The following is a 15,012-nucleotide window of genomic DNA, read 5'->3' on the forward strand; positions in this document are numbered from 1 at the left end:
GATCGGCGACGGAGGCGGGGATCGGCGGCCAGGGGAGCCGGGACCGGAGGAGACGGGATGGATGTGACGGACACGTCGGGTACGGGTACACCGGGCTCGACCGACGCCGCCGGTGACGGTGCCGTCCAGTACCCCCGCCAATGGGAAGCCGACGTCGTGCTCGCCGACGGCGGCACCGTGCATCTGCGCCCGATCACCCCGGACGACGCCGACCAGCTGATCGCGTTTCACAGCAGGCTCAGCGACCGCACCCGGTACTTCCGGTACTTCGGCCCGTACCCGAGGATGCCGAAACGCGACGTGGACCGCTTCAGCCAGGTCGACTATCGGAACCGGGTCGCGTTGGTCGCCATGCTCGGTGACGACATCGTCGCGGTCGGACGGTTCGACCGCCTCGGCGAACAGGATTCCGCCGAAGCCGCGTTCGTCGTCGAGGACGGTCACCAGGGCCGTGGGCTCGGGTCCATCCTCTTGGAACACCTCGCGGCTGCGGCACGCGAGTGCGGATTGCGACGCTTCGTCGCCGAGGTTCTCGCGGAGAACTCCGCGATGGTGCGGGTGTTCCGAGACGCCGGATACGAAATCAAACGCGCCATGGAAGAGGGCGTCGTCCATCTCGAGTTCGCGATCGACCCGACCGAGCAGTCCGTGGCCGTCGCCCGGGCGAGGGAAGAGGCCGCCGAGGCGCGCAGTGTCCACAACGTCCTGCATCCCCGGGCGGTGGCCGTGATCGGCGCCTCGACCGATCACGCGAAGATCGGACACGCGGTACTCGCGAACCTGCTCACCGCGGACTTCGCCGGACCGGTCTATCCGGTGCATCCCGAACACCGCGCGGTGCGGGGGGTCCGGGCCTATCCGTCCGTCTTGGAGATTCCCGACGACGTGGATCTCGCGGTCGTCGCCGTTCCCGCCGCCGGCGTCGACGAGGTGTTGGACGCGTGCCTCGCCAAGGGCGTGAAGGTGCTGGTGATCCTGAGCTCGGGATTCAGCGAGACCGGTCCGTCGGGTCGGGACGTCGAACGTCGGATGGTCCGCTCCGCCCGCGCACACGGAATGCGCGTGGTCGGGCCGAACGCGCTCGGGGTGGTCAACACCGACCCGGGGTGGCGGCTCAACGCGACCCTCGCGCCCCGGTTGCCCGGGCGCGGACGGACAGGATTCTTCTGCCAGTCCGGCGCGTTGGGTGTGGCGATCCTCGGGGTCGCTACCGAACGAGGATTGGGGCTGTCGACGTTCGTCTCGGCGGGCAACCGTGCGGACGTGTCCGGCAACGACCTGTTGCAGTACTGGCAGACCGACTCGACGACCGACGTGGTGCTGCTGTACCTCGAGTCCTTCGGCAATCCCCGCAAGTTCGCCCGCCTGGCACGACGGCTGGCGCGGATGAAGCCGATCGTGGCGGTCAAGTCCGGTCGCAACGCGGTCCGGGCGGGACTGGCCGCCACGTCGGTACAGGTGGACGAGACGAGTGTGCAGGCGCTGTTCGAGCAGGCCGGTGTCATCCGTGTGGAGTCGGTGGCCCAGATGTTCGACACTGCGCTGCTGCTCGCTCATCAGCCGCTGCCGTCCGGCGATCGGGTGGGGATCGTCGGCAATTCGTCCGCGCTCGGGATGCTCGCCGCGGACGTCGCGCTGGCGCAGGGTTTGCGGCTGGCAGGCGACCCGGTGGACGTCGGCGCGGCCGCTGGGCCCGAGGAGTTCGCCGCCGCTGTGCGGGACGCGGTGGTGCGTGACGACGTGGACGCGCTGGTGACGGTGTTTGCGCCGCCGGTCGCCGTCCCGGGTGCCGAGTACGCGCGGGCGCTCCGTGAGGTGTTGCAGGAAGCCGACGCCGCCCGTTCCACACCGGTGGTGACGACGTTCCTCGCGGCTGAGGGTGTGCCCGACGAGCTGGCAGTGCCGGGCCCGGACGGGACGCCCGCGGCCGGGTCGGTGCCCTCGTACCCGAGCCCGGAACGGGCGGTGCTCTCGCTGGCCAGGGTCGTTCGATACGCGCAGTGGAGAGCCGCGCCGCAGGGTGAGTTCATCCGCCCGGACGGCATTGATCACGACCGCGCACGGTCCCTGGTGGACGGGTGGCTCGAAGACGGAGAGCGGCAGTTGACCGACGACGAGGCCGTCGAGCTGCTGGCGTGCTACGGCATCGAGCTCACCGCGTTTCGGAAGGTCGCGGGCGCCGAAGCAGCAGCGGACGCGGCCGAGGAACTCGGGCTTCCTGTGGCGGTGAAGTCACCGAGTCCGCAGCTCCGCCACCGGGCGGATCTGGCCGGGGTGCGGCTGGATCTGCGTAGTACCACCGCGGTCCGCGACGCCTACGACGATATGCGGAAGCTGTCGGACACGGACGAGGTGTATGTGCAGCGGATGGCACCCAGGGGCAACTCGTGCGTGATCGACCTCCGGGACGACCCGTCCTTCGGCACCCTGGTCGCGTTCGGTCTGTCCGGGGTGGCCAGTGAGCTGCTCGGGGACAAGGCGTATCGGGCGGTGCCGCTCACCGACACCGATGTCTCCGGACTGGTACGGGCTCCGCGAGCGGCACCGCTGCTCACTGGCTACCGGGGGGACGAACCGGCGGACATGGTGGCGTTGGAGGACCTGGTGCACCGAGTCGCGATCCTCGCCGAGGACCTCTCCGAGGTTCGGGAGTGTGCCCTGGAGCCGGTGCTGGCCTCGTCGGAAGGTGTCTTCGTCGCGGGTGCGCGGATCGTCATAGCGGGGTCGCCCTCGTGGCCTGACACCGGGCCCCGGCGGTTGCGCTGACGGGCGACGGCCGAGTTGAAAAGGCGTGGTCAGCAGGCGCCGTCGGTCGGCTTGGGGACCGTCAGCCCGAAGCGGGGACGCAGCTTCAAGCCGATCCAGGTTCCGATCAGCGCGAGTGCGCCCCACAGCCAGCCGTGCAGCGAGAACGAGGCGATCCCGCTGAAGTACGCGCCGATGTTGCACCCGTAGGCCAGCCGCGCGCCGTAGCCCATAAGCAAGCCGCCGATCACCGCGGCGGCCAGCACACGGGGCGGCAGCTTCTTGGCGAGGACGAAGCCACCGGACGCCGCGGCCGCCACGAGCGCTCCGATGATGATGCCGAAGTTGAGTACCGAGGTTCCGTCGGCGAGCACGGGTTCGCTCAACGACGCGGCCTTCTCACCCTGCCAATAGCCCCAGGACGCCACGTCTACGCCCAGGCCTTGCAGAACCTTCGAACCCCACAACGCGAACGCGGAGGTGATACCCCACGGGCTTCCGCGAGTGAGCAGGACGACGGCGTTGAGGGCGGCGAGTGCGATGGCCCCCACCCACAGCGGCCAGCTGCCGCGCAGGACTCGCCAAAACCCGCGTGCCGACGGTGGCCTGCCGGCGGGAGGTGCGGCGTGCCGTCGTGCCCAGCGGGTCGCCGCGTAGCCGAGCAGGCCGAGGACGAGCAGTTGCAGAATCGCCGCGCCCGCGTAGCCGAGCCCGGTGTCCGTCGCCAGGGACACCGACCCCAGGTTCAGCTGGTCCGAGGACCAGAACGGCATGTGCAGGGCGCCGATCGTCGCGCCGGTGATGAAGAACAGCAACGTGACCGCCACGAGCGTGTTGCCGCCACCTACCGCGAACAACGTGCCGGACGCGCAGGCGCCGCCGAGTTGCATTCCGATTCCGAAGAGCACGGCGCCGACAACCAGTCCCAGCCCGATCGGTTCGACGTTGCCCTCCGGTTGTTGGCCGAACAGGGCGGCTCCGCCCGCGAGGATCGGGGCGAACAGGATCGAGGCGGTACCCAGCATGATCAGGTGAGCGCGGATGCCGGAGGTTTGACCCACCGAGACGAGCTGGCGCCACGCGGAGGTGAAGCCGAACCGAGAATGGAAGAGGACGAGTCCCAGCGCGAGGCCGAGCACCGCGAGCACCGCGAGCTGTGTTCCCGCCACCATGCCCGCCAACACTATGAGCGCGAGGGCGGCCACCGCCGCGGCGGTGAGGGTTCGCCACTGGGGTGGGGCGGCGGACGGTGCGGGGGCCTGCCCCTTCTCGGCTGTTGCCGTCGACATCGTGTACTCCTCGAATGGGGACACTCCCAACACAACCAGCAGGACAGCCTTTCGACCAGCCGTTCCAAGATGCGGTACAGGGTTGCGTTCTGCCCGGCGTCAGGGCATGGGAAATTCTCTGGTCGCGTCGCGCAACCGGGTGGCCGACTCGTCCCGTCTTGGGGGTATGAGACGCCTACACACCGCTCTCGGCGCCGGTGTTCTGCTCTTGGCAGTCACCGCCTGCGCCGACCAGTCACCAGACGTGGGATTCGGCGGCGAACCGCCTGCACCCCCTGCTCAGCAGGGCCCGGTCGAACCGAAGCCGGAGCAGGAGCGCCAAGCCGTTCCCCCCGATGCCGTCGACGCATCGAAGCTGCCGGAGAGCTACCCGACGGACGTCTGGACCCAGGACAACGGCAAGGCCGTCGTCGCGACCGGGCAGGAAGGCGGCTGCAGCAAGGTCCACGCCGAGGTCGCCGAGCAGAACGACCAGCAGGTACGGATCGTCCTGGTCGACGAGACACCGGAGCCTGCCGGGGCCTGCACGATGGACCTGCGTTATCCGCCGGTGGCGGTCGCGCTGGACGAGGAGCTCGGCGACCGCACCGTCGTACTGGAACAGCGCGACGTGAAGGTTCCGCGTGAGGAGCCGCCGAACTAAATCCGGCTGTTGGCAGCTACCGGAGACTGACGCGGTTCCCAGGCAACGGTGCCCACGGACACGTCTCCCGCAGGAGGTGGGGCTCCTGCGGGAGACGTCCCACGCACTCCCTGCCGGCCGGGTGGCCAGTTCGCGCGAAGTTGCGACCCGGGCCATCCACCGCAGGTGGCGTTGTCCACAGGGGGGGCGGGTGGTCAGCGGGCGAAAGAGATCTGCAGCGTCGGCTGGGTCGCCTCGGCGAAAAAGTCGTTGCCCTTGTCGTCGACGACGACGAACGCGGGAAAGTCCTCGACGTCGATCTTCCACACTGCTTCCATGCCCAGCTCCGGGTACTCCAGGACTTCGACGTTGCGGATGCAGTCCTGGGCGAGGCGAGCGGCAGGGCCACCGATCGAGCCCAGGTAGAAGCCGCCATGCTGGTGGCACGAGGCGCTGACCTTGGACGACCGGTTCCCCTTGGCGAGCATCACGAGTGAACCGCCGGCGGCCTGGAACTGTTCGACGTAGGCGTCCATCCGGCCTGCGGTCGTCGGCCCGAACGACCCCGAGGCGTAGCCCTCCGGTGTCTTCGCTGGTCCCGCGTAGTAGACGGGGTGATCCCGCAGGTACTGGGGGAGCGGTTCGCCGGCGTCGAGCCGTTCGGCGATCTTGGCGTGCGCGATGTCCCTGGCCACCACGAGCGGACCGGTCAGCGACACCCGTGTCTTCACCGGCAGCTTGGAGAGCTCCTCACGGATCTCGCTCATCGGGCGGGTGAGGTCGATCCGGACGACGTCGCCGGAGAGTTGCTCGTCGGCAACGTCGGGCAGGTGACGCGCAGGGTCCTGGTCGAGTTGCTCCAGGAACACTCCGTCCGGGGTGATGCTTGCCTTGGCCTGGCGGTCGGCCGAGCAGGACACCGCCACCCCCACCGGAAGCGACGCGCCGTGCCGGGGCAACCGGATGACGCGGACGTCGTGGCAGAAGTACTTGCCACCGAACTGCGCTCCGATGCCGAAATGGCGCGTCATTTCCAGGACCTGCCCTTCGAGTTCCACGTCACGCAGTGCGTGACCGGAGGGCGAGCCGGTCCGGGGGAGCTCGTCGAGGTAGCGAGCCGAAGCGAGCTTGGCGACCTTGAGGTTGTGCTCGGCCGAGGTACCGCCGACGACGATCGCCAGGTGATAGGGCGGGCAGGCGGCCGTGCCCAGCGACCGAAGCTTTTCCTCCAAGAAGCGGGCCAGGCGCGTGGTGTTCAACAGCGCCTTCGTCTCCTGATAGAGGAACGTCTTGTTCGCGCTGCCGCCGCCCTTGGCCATGAAAAGGAAGTCGTAGTGCGGGTCGGTGCCGGGGGCAGAGAAGAGCTCGATCTGTGCGGGCAGGTTGGACCCGGTGTTGCGTTCGTCCCAAAAGCTCATCGGGGCCATCTGCGAGTAGCGCAGGTTCAGGTCCTGGTAGGCGTCGAAGATGCCGCGGGAGAGCCGTTCCTCGTCGCGACCGCCGGTCAGCACTGTCTCCGTGCGCTTGCCGACGACGATGGCCGTACCGGTGTCCTGGCACATCGGCAGTACCCCGCCCGCCGAGATGCAGGCGTTGCGGAGCAGGTCGGTGGCGACGAATCGGTCGTTGGCCGAGGCCTCTGGGTCGTCGACGATCGACCGCAGTTGCGCGAGGTGGGACGGACGCAGCAGGTGCTGGATGTCCTTGATCGCCTCGGCGGCGAGCAACCGCAACGTGTCCGGCTCGACCTCGAGGAACCGGCGTCCGGCGGCCTCCACGGTGCGGAGGCCTTCCGTGGTCAGCAGACGGTACTCGGTCTGATCCGGTCCCAGTGGCAGCAGCTCGGTGAAATCGAACGTGGTGGTCACGTCGCAGCTCCTTTGCGTGCATTCGGGTACCGCATGACGTTAAGCCGTGCGCCCGGTCTCGCCGCCCGCAGGGTTGCCGGAGGCGGTCGGAACAGCAACCACATGCCTCGCCGCGAATCCCACCGAGCCTGGCCGGATCCGCTTGCGTCCTGGAAAGGTGGGACCCGGAACGTGGACGAGGTCGAGGTGGTGGGACCACCGCTGAGGAGGGAATCTGTGGTGAGCACCGACCGCAGCGAGCACGAGCTGGACAGCCTGGTGAACGTCCGGGACTTGGGCGGCCTGCCCACCGAGGACGGTGGCTGGACCCGTCCGGGTGTGCTGTATCGCAGCGATGCTCCGCGCGTCGGCGATCGCGACCCTGTCGGTCTGGCGGGCTGGCCACCACGGGTCGTGGTGGACCTGCGCGACGCGCCCGAACAGGGTGACCGTGACCACCCGATGCTGACGGTGGCGGCGGTGCGCAGGGTGTCGCTGCTGGAGGACATCCACCGCAGCGGTGCGTTCGCCGACAAGCCGTTCCCTGGCTTGGCGGAGCTCTACACCCGGATGACCGATCTCGCGGCGGTCAAGCTGGTCGAGGCGTTCCGGGCGGCGTCGACCGCAGACGGACCTGCATTGGTGCATTGCGCGGCGGGCAAGGACCGAACCGGTGTCCTCACGGCCTTGTTGCTGCGCGCCGCCGGGGTGCGTCGCGAGGCGGTGGTCGAGGACTACCTGGTCACCAACGACAACCTGATGCGCGTGCTGCAGCGTCTCGAACTGGCACCGATCCTGCCGGTCGGGGTGGACGCCGACATCAGCGAGTTGCGGGAGCTGCATCAAGCTCCGAGGGAGGCCATCGACGCCGTGCTCACACGGTTCGAGGAGAGCGGTGGAGTAGTCCCATGGTTGGCCCGGCACGGTCTCGGCGCGGACGAAGTGGCGCGCTGGCGCGCTCGTCTGACCGGCTGAGTCGGAGCCTGATCGGCCGGTACCGGTGCTGTGAACAATGGTCGAGAGGTCGGACCCGTCCCAATGACGAGTCCGACCTCCCGTGGGAAGCGACCGGTGTGCTGTGCGCCGGTCGCGCAGTCGATGACCGCCTTGTGAGGCGGTCGAAGGTGCGGTGGGCGTGGGCGCGGCCCGGCTGAGCCGGCCCGCGCCCCGGCTCAGCTCGCGTAGGCGCGGAGCTTCTCGGCCCGGTCGCCCTTGCGGAGCTTGCCCATGACCTCGCGCTCGATCTGGCGCACCCGCTCGCGGGAGAGACCGAACGCCTTGCCGATCTGGTCCAGTGTGCGCGGCTGACCGTCATCGAGGCCGTAGCGCATCCGGATGACGTTCTGCTCGCGGTCCTCGAGGGTGCCCAACACCCGGCGGAGATCGTCCTGCAGGAAGCCGGAGATGACCGCGTTCTCGGCATCGGCGGACTCGGCGTCCTCGATGAAGTCGCCGAGCGGCGCGTCCTCCTCGGAACCCACCGGCATGTCCAGGCTCACCGGGTCGCGGGAGTGGTCGAGCAGGTCGCTGACCTTCTCCGGCGCGAGGCCGGACTGTTCCGCGATCTCGTCGTCGGTCGCGTCGCGGCCGAGCTTCTGGTGCAGGTCGCGCTTGATCCGGGCGATCTTGTTGACCTGCTCGACGAGGTGAACCGGGAGCCGGATGGTGCGGCTCTGGTCGGCCATGCCACGCGTGATCGCCTGGCGGATCCACCAGGTCGCGTAGGTGGAGAACTTGAAGCCCTTGGTGTAGTCGAACTTCTCCACGGCTCGGATCAGGCCGAGGTTTCCCTCCTGGATGAGGTCCAGAAGCGGCATGCCCCGGCCGGTGTAGCGTTTGGCGAGGCTGACCACGAGCCGGAGGTTGGCCTCCATGAGGTGGTTCTTGGCCACCCTGCCGTCCCGGACCACCATGCGGAGGTCGGTGCGGCGCTCGGCAGACACGTCCTCGGTGTCCAGGAGGTGCCGGGCGAAGACGCCTGCCTCGATGCGCTTGGCGAGGTCGACCTCCTCCTGCGCGGTGAGCAGCGCTGTGCGCCCGATGCCGTTCAGGTAGACCCGGACGAGGTCGGCGGAGGGGCCTTGGCCGTCGAGGTCTGCCTCGCTCGGAGTCGGGCGGTTGATGGTCTGCGGGACGGTCATTGAGCTCCCTCCCAGGCGGGCGCTGTCCGTGCACCGTGTCCGGTGCCGGGGGCCGCGTACACTCGGGGTCAGCCGAGACGTCGCGTCCCCTCCTGTGTCGATCGTGCTGGTGCGGATCGTGATGGTGCTGTGATCGGGTTCGTGACGGTGCAGGTCATTCGGTGACGGGCGGTGCCGTCTCGAAGTCGGTTGCGAGTGGTCCCTCGCGTTCATCGTCGTTCGTGGCGATGCTTGTTACTGTGAAAACGCACGGGGCGCCGAATTCGTTCCCGATGTTCTGGCCTCGTTGGCGTCATCGTCGTCACATTCGCCGGCCTCAGTCTGAGAATGAGCTGAGAGTCCGCGTCACGGATTTACACTTCCACCAAAAGAGTGAATGGTCCGTCGTTGACGCTCTCGACCTTCATCGCCGCACCGAACGCTCCGGTCGCCACCCGTGCGCCACGCTCCCGCAGGGCGGTGACGACCTCCTCGACCAGCGGCTCGGCCTGCTCCGGACGGGCGGCGTCCGACCACGAGGGGCGACGCCCCTTGGCGGTTCGGCCGTAGAGGGTGAACTGGCTGACCACGAGCACCGGTGCGCCGGTCGTCGCGCACGACTCCTCGTCCCGCAACGCGCGAAGTTCGAACAGCTTTCGCGCGATTGCGGTGGCCTGATCACGGCCGTCGGAATGCGTGACACCGAGTAGGACGAGTAACCCCGGCTCGGTGATGGCGCCGACGGTCTCACCGTCGACCACAACGGCGGCCCGCTCGACACGGGAGACCACGGCCCTCACCGTTCGGACCATTCCGCGGGCAGCAGCATTCCGTGACGCACGAGTTCCCGAATCACCGGCTCGGCTTCGGTGGCCATCGGGTCCGGTGCGACCCCGTGCGCGGTGGCCAACAGTTCCACGAGGTCGCCGAGCGGCAGCGCGCCCTGGCAGCCTGCGATCAATCGGGCTCCCAGGTCGTCGACCTCGTGCCGCCAGCCCGGACCGTCGGTGCGGTGCAGCCGGTGCACCGTCGGCGACCAGCCGTCCGGCGTCGGTTCCGAGACCTGTTCCAACACGGTCGTCGCCGCGGTCGTCAGGCGTGCGCCGAGCAGGTCCTCCGGGGTGGCGTGATCGCGTAGCCACTCCGCACGCTGCAACCAACCGTCCGATTCCGCACCCAGCGGGTCGTCGAAGGCGTGCCTGAGGTCCTCGCACACGACTTGCGGGCTGCCCGCGTCGATTCTCCGCAGCGTGACGAAACCGAATCCGACGCCCTCGACGCGGTTGTCCCGGAACCAGTCGAGCCACTCCGCGGCCTTGCGTGCTCCGGCGTCGCTGTGCAGGTCGTAACCAGCGTCCCGCAGCCAGGTGCCGACGTAGAGCTCCGGATCGGCGACGTCGCGCTGTACGAACCACGCGTCCACGTTGCCCGGCAGCCACCCGGCGACACGGTCCCGCCAGTCCTCGCCCTCCCGGTGCAGCCAGGAGGCGAGCAGCTGGGCGCGCCCACCCTCGACCAGGTACGACGGCGCCTCTCGCACGACCAGCGCGCTCGCGTCGTCGCCCGCCAGGCCGGAATCGCGGTAGGTGAAGTCGGTACGTGGCGGGCCCACGACGAACGGGGGATTGCACACCACCAGGTCGAACCGCCGGCCGGTGACCGGGGTGAACCAGTCTCCCTCGACGGTCTCGGCCGCGATCTCGTTGAGCCGGAACGTGGCATCGGCCAGCGCGAGCGCGCGGTCGGAGACGTCGGTCGCGGTGATCCGGTCGGCGTGCGTGCTGGCGTGCAGTGCCTGCACGCCGCAGCCCGTGCCCAGGTCGAGCACCGACCCGACACTGCGGCGCGAGGTCGCCCGGACGAGGCTCAGGGAGGCGTGCCCGACCCCGAGTACGTGCTCGGGCGTGAGCGACTCGCCGGACGGCCGTTGCAGCGAATCCAGGTCCGAGATCACCCACCACGAGTGTTCGTCCGCGCCGTGCGGCCGGATGTCCAGACCCGCTCGGAGCGCCTCACCGTCATGCACGAGCAGTCCGGCTGCGAGCGCGTCGTCGACGTCGAGGACGCGCATGGCCTCCTGTACCGCCGCGCGAGGTTCGGCCGAGCCGATCAGGAACAGCCGCACCAGCGTACCCAGCGCGCCGCCCGCTACCGACGCGCGGCGCGCGGGTTCGGGTTCGCCGCGCCCCAGAGCCGCGTGTGCGGACGGCCCGAGGAGGTCGAGGACACCGTCGGTGTCGTAGCGCGCCGTACGGAACGCGTCGCGGAGGCGGTCGAGGAGGGCATCGCCGAGATCAGGAATCACGCGCCGATCGTCACACGCGCCACCGACACCTGCGGCCGCGTGGGTCGGAACGCGACCGTCACCGAACGGTCAGAGGCATGTGGGAACTGGCATGTGTTCCCGTAGGGCACGGTCACTTAACCAGCCGCGGAACGCTGAGACACTCCGGCGTTCGGAGTTCGTGCCTCGCAAGGCAGGGGTTCTCGCCGCGTACACGCGCGTCCTCGAGAGGGCCCCAACACCGGCGCGAACAGGGGCGGGGCTGGTACTGGACCACATACCCAAGTTCCCGGATGCCCACTCAGACCTCGTGTGCGGTCGCGGGTCGTGGGATCCTGCACGGCATGACGCGCACTCTGCAGCTCGCCCAGGATCCCGATGCCGACAAGCTGCTCTCCGATGATCCGTTCGCCCTGCTCACCGGTATGCTGCTCGACCAGCAGATCGGGATGGAGGTCGCCTTCGCCGGGCCGAAGAAGATCGCCGAGCGCATGGGCGGCTTCAGCGTCACCAGGATCGCCGAGTGTGACCTCGACGAGTTCGTTGAGCTGTGTGTGCACAAGCCCGCCATCCACCGCTACGGCGGCTCGATGGGCAAGCGGGTGCATGCGCTCGCCGAGTACGTCGTCGAACATTACGACGGCCACACCGAGCGGATCTGGACCGAAGGAGATCCGGACGGCACGGAGGTCCTCAAGAGGCTCAAGGCCCTGCCCGGGTACGGGGACCAGAAGGCCAAGATCTTCCTGGCGCTGCTCGGTAAGCAACTCGGAGTGCGGCCGGCGGACTGGCGCGAGGCTGCCGGTGCGTACGGCGACGAGGACGCCCGGCGTTCGATCGCCGACGTCGTCGACGACACCACGTTGCAGGAAGTGCGCTCGTTCAAGAAGGCCGCGAAGGCGGCCGCCAAGAAGTAGCCGCACGGCTCCACACGAAGCTGCCGTGGCGAGGTGGTGGCGCCGCCGCTGTCAACGGCTCTGCTGCCCCCCCCCCCCCGGGGGCGGAGCATTCGGGGGCTGGGATCCGCCCGGGCTGTCGGCCGAATGAGACCGGTGGGACGATGGAAGGGTGGAGGTGGTGTCGTGAACGAGTCCCGACGTGACGACGACACCCCGGTGCTGATCACCGAGGCGCAGCCGTCCTACGACGATCAGCAGGCTGTCCGGCGGCGCAAGTACGCGATCATGATGTCGCTGCGGATCCCGTGTTTGGTGCTGGGGGCCCTCGTTTTCCAGTTCTGGCAGCTGTGGTGGCTCTCGTTGATCATCGTCGCGATCTCCATTCCGCTGCCGTGGGCGGCGGTGCTGGTCGCCAACGACCGTCCGCCGCGCAAGCGGGAAGACTCCCACCGCTTCCACGGAACGGAAAAGTCCGCAGGCGAACTCGAAGCGCGCGAACATCGGATCATCGACACCTGAGCACCGTTGTGAACCGCGCGAGCTCGGTGGGCTCGGGTTAGCGTCGGCGGAACCGACAAACCCGACAGAGTTCTACGGAGGCCTCGTGCGCCGCGCTTTCGCAATCACGGCCCTGAGCATGTCCACGGCACTGGCGTTGACCGCGTGTGGAAACGGTGAGCAGCCCGCCGACGACGGTGGCGGCCAGCCCCCTGCCGCGGGGGACTCGCCGGAAGGCGGAGGCCAAGCTCCTCCGCCCGAGGGGCAGCCGGCCCAGGGCGAACAGGCCCAGGGGCAGGGTGCGGTCGCGGCCAGGGCGATGCTGGTCGACGCCGAGGGAGCGGAGCGGGGCACGGTGGAACTCTCCGAAACCGACGTGGGCACGCAAGTATCGTTCCAGGTCAGCGGTATGCCGCCTGGATACCATGGTCTGCACGCGCACTCGATCGGTCGGTGTGAGCCGGACAGTCCCGACCCTGACGACCCGTCCAGTACTGGAGACTTCCTCTCCGCCGGGGGGCACGTCGGCGAAGCCGATCACGGCGATCACGCGGGGGATCTTCCGTCGATGCTCGTCACCGAGTCCGGCGAGGGAATGCTGACGTCGGTCACGGACCGATTCACCCCTGCGGACCTGCTCGACGAGGACGGCAGCGCCTTCATGGTGCATTCGGATCGGGACAACTTCGCGAACATCCCGGAACGGTACGCCCCCGAGGGACCGGACGAGGACACGCGCGACACCGGGGACGCAGGCGACCGTCTCGCCTGTGGCGTCCTCACCGAGTAAAAGGGCACGCGGAGTGATCTGCATGGGCGGTTTCGCCACGGGACCGCCTACGCAGAGAGTCCGAGCGCTGTCCCGCTTGCGGATCGAGGGTCCGGGGGCGCCTGTCCGACAGCAGGCCGCCGAGGTGCGGCATCATGGGGGGATGAGCACGATGACGCTGCCGGACACCGACACCCGGCCCGAAACCTCCGACCAGTCCAGCGACGACCGGCCGGAGGTGTTCCACTACGTGCAGAAGGACAAGATCGCCGAGAGCGCGGTCACGGGCTCGTACGTGGTGGCACTGTGCGGTGAGGTCTTCCCGGTCACCAAGTCGGCCAAGCCCGGCTCACCGGTGTGCCCCGACTGCAAGAAGGTCTTCGAGGGGCTTCCGCCCGGTGGTGGCGACGACGAGTGAGTTCGGCACCGGACGGGCCGTAGCGGTCGTCGGACGAGGTCGCGCGGCGCGGTCTCCGGTAGCGTCCGCTTTTCCTGTGCGGCCGCACCGACGACGGGCCAGCTTCTCGGGCGCAGCTCTGTGGCCCGAATTCGCCTGACCCCCGGCTGAACGGTCCCCCGGTCAGCCTTCCCGGTGGTCGGCGGGGGAGCCTGCCGTGCCGGGACGCACGACCCGTGTTCGGCTGCCGTTGCGGTGGTCGCCCTCGGTTGGGGACGGGACCTGCGGGGCCGGCCGAGGAAGCTCGGAGGTGGCACCCTCGTCCGGCCTGGAGTCCGCCGCCTGCATCGGTAGGTCCGAGGTTTCCTCGGCGACCTCGTCCTGCTCGGGTACTTCGCGGTCCTTGCGCCAGGCCGCGTAGCCCTCCTCGGTGCGCAGCCGCTGGGTCGCCCGCGTCATCTCGAGGCGCCGCCACCTCCGTCGTTCCCGGCGTGTCATCCGTGCCGGCCACATCTCCTGGATCGCGTTGTTGAACTGCGCACCGCTGATGACGGCCATCCCGAGGAAGAACGCGAACAGCAGGAACGCGATCGGGGTACCGAGCGCGCCGTAGGTGTAGCCGGTACTGGTCACCCACGTGATGTAGAGGCGCATCCCGATGCTGGCGCAGAGGAACACCGCCATGGCCAGGACGGCGCCCGGTAGTCCCCGGTGCCACGGCAGCTTCCGAGGCAGCGACACCTTGTAGAGCGTCGTCAGGGCCAGCACCAGCAGCAGCCCGGTGACCGGGTAATACACCGTCTGGATCACCGTCGCCACATCGTCCTGGTAGGCCTCAGGGAACAACGTGGGCAGCCAGTCCGGGCCCAATGCCAGTACCGGCAGACCCACGACGGCGAGGATCAGACAAATCAAGTACAGCAGGAGCGCGAACAGACGCTGCCAGACGCTGTGCCGAACCGTGTACTGGTCGTAGGCCAGCGTGATCGAATCCACCAACGAGGCCAGCGCCGACGAGCCTGCCCACAACGAGAGCAGGAAACCGACCGAGACGATCCCGGACCGCCCCCTGGTCAGGACGTCCGCCACGGTGGGGCCAATGATCTGGTCGACCACGTTTTCGGTGAACACGGTGCTGGAGAAACTGAGGATCTTGCTGTGCACCGAGTCGACCACGACGGGCCCGAACCAGTCTCCGAGGAAGCCGAGGCTGCCCAGGAAGCCCAGCAGCAGCGGTGGCAGGGACAGGGTCTGCCAGAACGCGGCGGCGGCAGACTCGGAGAAGATGTTGTCGTACCAGGCTTTGACCAGAGTGCGTTTGACCAGCCGCACCGGACCCCTGCGCGGTGGTCCCTCGCGCGTGGACGCCCCGGGGCGGCCGTTCTGGTTCGGACTCTGTGCACCCATCGTGCCGTCAAGCATGCGGTATACGGATCTTCCGTGACGGCCGACCCGCGGAAATCGGACCGTCTGAGAGGCTGTCTTGGATCCCGGTGGTGGGCATGTGAAGGGCCTCTGCTAGTGATCGTGATGCCAGTCATG

Annotated in this window: 13 protein-coding genes; 7 read left to right on the forward strand and 6 right to left on the reverse strand. The window is 68.8% G+C overall.

Annotated elements, in window-relative coordinates; translation table 11 throughout:
- The first annotated feature begins 57 nt into the window (after positions 1-57).
- Entirely contained in the window at positions 58-2,766 is a 2,709-nt protein-coding gene (locus GIY23_RS07985) for a bifunctional acetate--CoA ligase family protein/GNAT family N-acetyltransferase (protein WP_154076063.1), read from the forward strand.
- Positions 2,767-2,795: 29 nt separating this feature from the next.
- On the opposite strand, the gene GIY23_RS07990 is transcribed toward GIY23_RS07985, so the two are convergent.
- The gene (locus tag GIY23_RS07990) at positions 2,796-4,034 is read right to left on the reverse strand and encodes a YeeE/YedE family protein (RefSeq protein WP_154076064.1); all 1,239 of its coding nucleotides are present in this window, start codon (positions 4,032-4,034) and stop codon (positions 2,796-2,798) included.
- 208 nt (positions 4,035-4,242) lie between these two features.
- On the opposite strand from GIY23_RS07990, the gene GIY23_RS07995 reads away from it, so the two are divergent.
- Positions 4,243-4,677 (forward strand): hypothetical protein, encoded by a 435-nt coding sequence (locus GIY23_RS07995; protein ID WP_228717608.1) that lies wholly within the window; start codon positions 4,243-4,245, stop codon positions 4,675-4,677.
- Positions 4,678-4,871: 194 nt separating this feature from the next.
- Here the strand turns inward: GIY23_RS07995 and GIY23_RS08000 are convergent, their stop codons facing one another.
- On the reverse strand, positions 4,872-6,524 hold the full coding sequence (locus tag GIY23_RS08000; protein WP_154076066.1) for a fumarate hydratase: 1,653 nt from the start codon (positions 6,522-6,524) through the stop codon (positions 4,872-4,874).
- A 216-nt stretch (positions 6,525-6,740) separates the two neighbouring features.
- On the opposite strand from GIY23_RS08000, the gene GIY23_RS08005 reads away from it, so the two are divergent.
- On the forward strand, positions 6,741-7,478 hold the full coding sequence (locus GIY23_RS08005; protein ID WP_228717609.1) for a tyrosine-protein phosphatase: 738 nt from the start codon (positions 6,741-6,743) through the stop codon (positions 7,476-7,478).
- A 197-nt stretch (positions 7,479-7,675) separates the two neighbouring features.
- On the opposite strand, the gene GIY23_RS08010 is transcribed toward GIY23_RS08005, so the two are convergent.
- From GIY23_RS08010 to GIY23_RS08020, 3 genes are all read right to left on the reverse strand, one after another.
- On the reverse strand, positions 7,676-8,644 hold the full coding sequence (locus GIY23_RS08010) for a sigma-70 family RNA polymerase sigma factor (protein ID WP_154076068.1): 969 nt from the start codon (positions 8,642-8,644) through the stop codon (positions 7,676-7,678).
- 353 nt (positions 8,645-8,997) lie between these two features.
- Positions 8,998-9,423 (reverse strand): D-aminoacyl-tRNA deacylase, encoded by a 426-nt coding sequence (gene dtd, locus GIY23_RS08015; protein ID WP_154076069.1) that lies wholly within the window; start codon positions 9,421-9,423, stop codon positions 8,998-9,000.
- Positions 9,420-10,928, reverse strand: a complete 1,509-nt coding sequence (locus GIY23_RS08020) for a DUF7782 domain-containing protein (RefSeq protein ID WP_154076070.1) — start codon at positions 10,926-10,928, stop codon at positions 9,420-9,422. Before GIY23_RS08020 ends, dtd begins: the two co-directional genes overlap by 4 nt.
- A 323-nt stretch (positions 10,929-11,251) precedes the next feature.
- Between GIY23_RS08020 and GIY23_RS08025 the strand changes: the two genes are divergently transcribed.
- The 4 genes from GIY23_RS08025 to GIY23_RS08040 all read left to right on the forward strand — a co-directional run bounded on the left by GIY23_RS08025 (position 11,252) and on the right by GIY23_RS08040 (position 13,491).
- Positions 11,252-11,824 (forward strand): HhH-GPD-type base excision DNA repair protein, encoded by a 573-nt coding sequence (locus tag GIY23_RS08025; protein WP_154076071.1) that lies wholly within the window; start codon positions 11,252-11,254, stop codon positions 11,822-11,824.
- 165 nt (positions 11,825-11,989) lie between these two features.
- Positions 11,990-12,325, forward strand: a complete 336-nt coding sequence (locus GIY23_RS08030; protein ID WP_228717610.1) for a DUF3099 domain-containing protein — start codon at positions 11,990-11,992, stop codon at positions 12,323-12,325.
- A gap of 118 nt (positions 12,326-12,443) precedes the next feature.
- Positions 12,444-13,094, forward strand: a complete 651-nt coding sequence (locus GIY23_RS08035; RefSeq protein WP_154076073.1) for a superoxide dismutase family protein — start codon at positions 12,444-12,446, stop codon at positions 13,092-13,094.
- Positions 13,095-13,236: 142 nt separating this feature from the next.
- Entirely contained in the window at positions 13,237-13,491 is a 255-nt protein-coding gene (locus GIY23_RS08040; RefSeq protein WP_154076074.1) for a DUF3039 domain-containing protein, read from the forward strand.
- A gap of 162 nt (positions 13,492-13,653) precedes the next feature.
- Here the strand turns inward: GIY23_RS08040 and GIY23_RS08045 are convergent, their stop codons facing one another.
- Positions 13,654-14,877 (reverse strand): YihY/virulence factor BrkB family protein, encoded by a 1,224-nt coding sequence (locus GIY23_RS08045; RefSeq protein ID WP_154076075.1) that lies wholly within the window; start codon positions 14,875-14,877, stop codon positions 13,654-13,656.
- Positions 14,878-15,012: the final 135 nt, after the last annotated feature.

The sequence above is a fragment of the Allosaccharopolyspora coralli genome (genome assembly GCF_009664835.1).
In the GTDB taxonomy this organism is placed as follows: Bacteria; Actinomycetota; Actinomycetes; order Mycobacteriales; family Pseudonocardiaceae; genus Allosaccharopolyspora; species Allosaccharopolyspora coralli.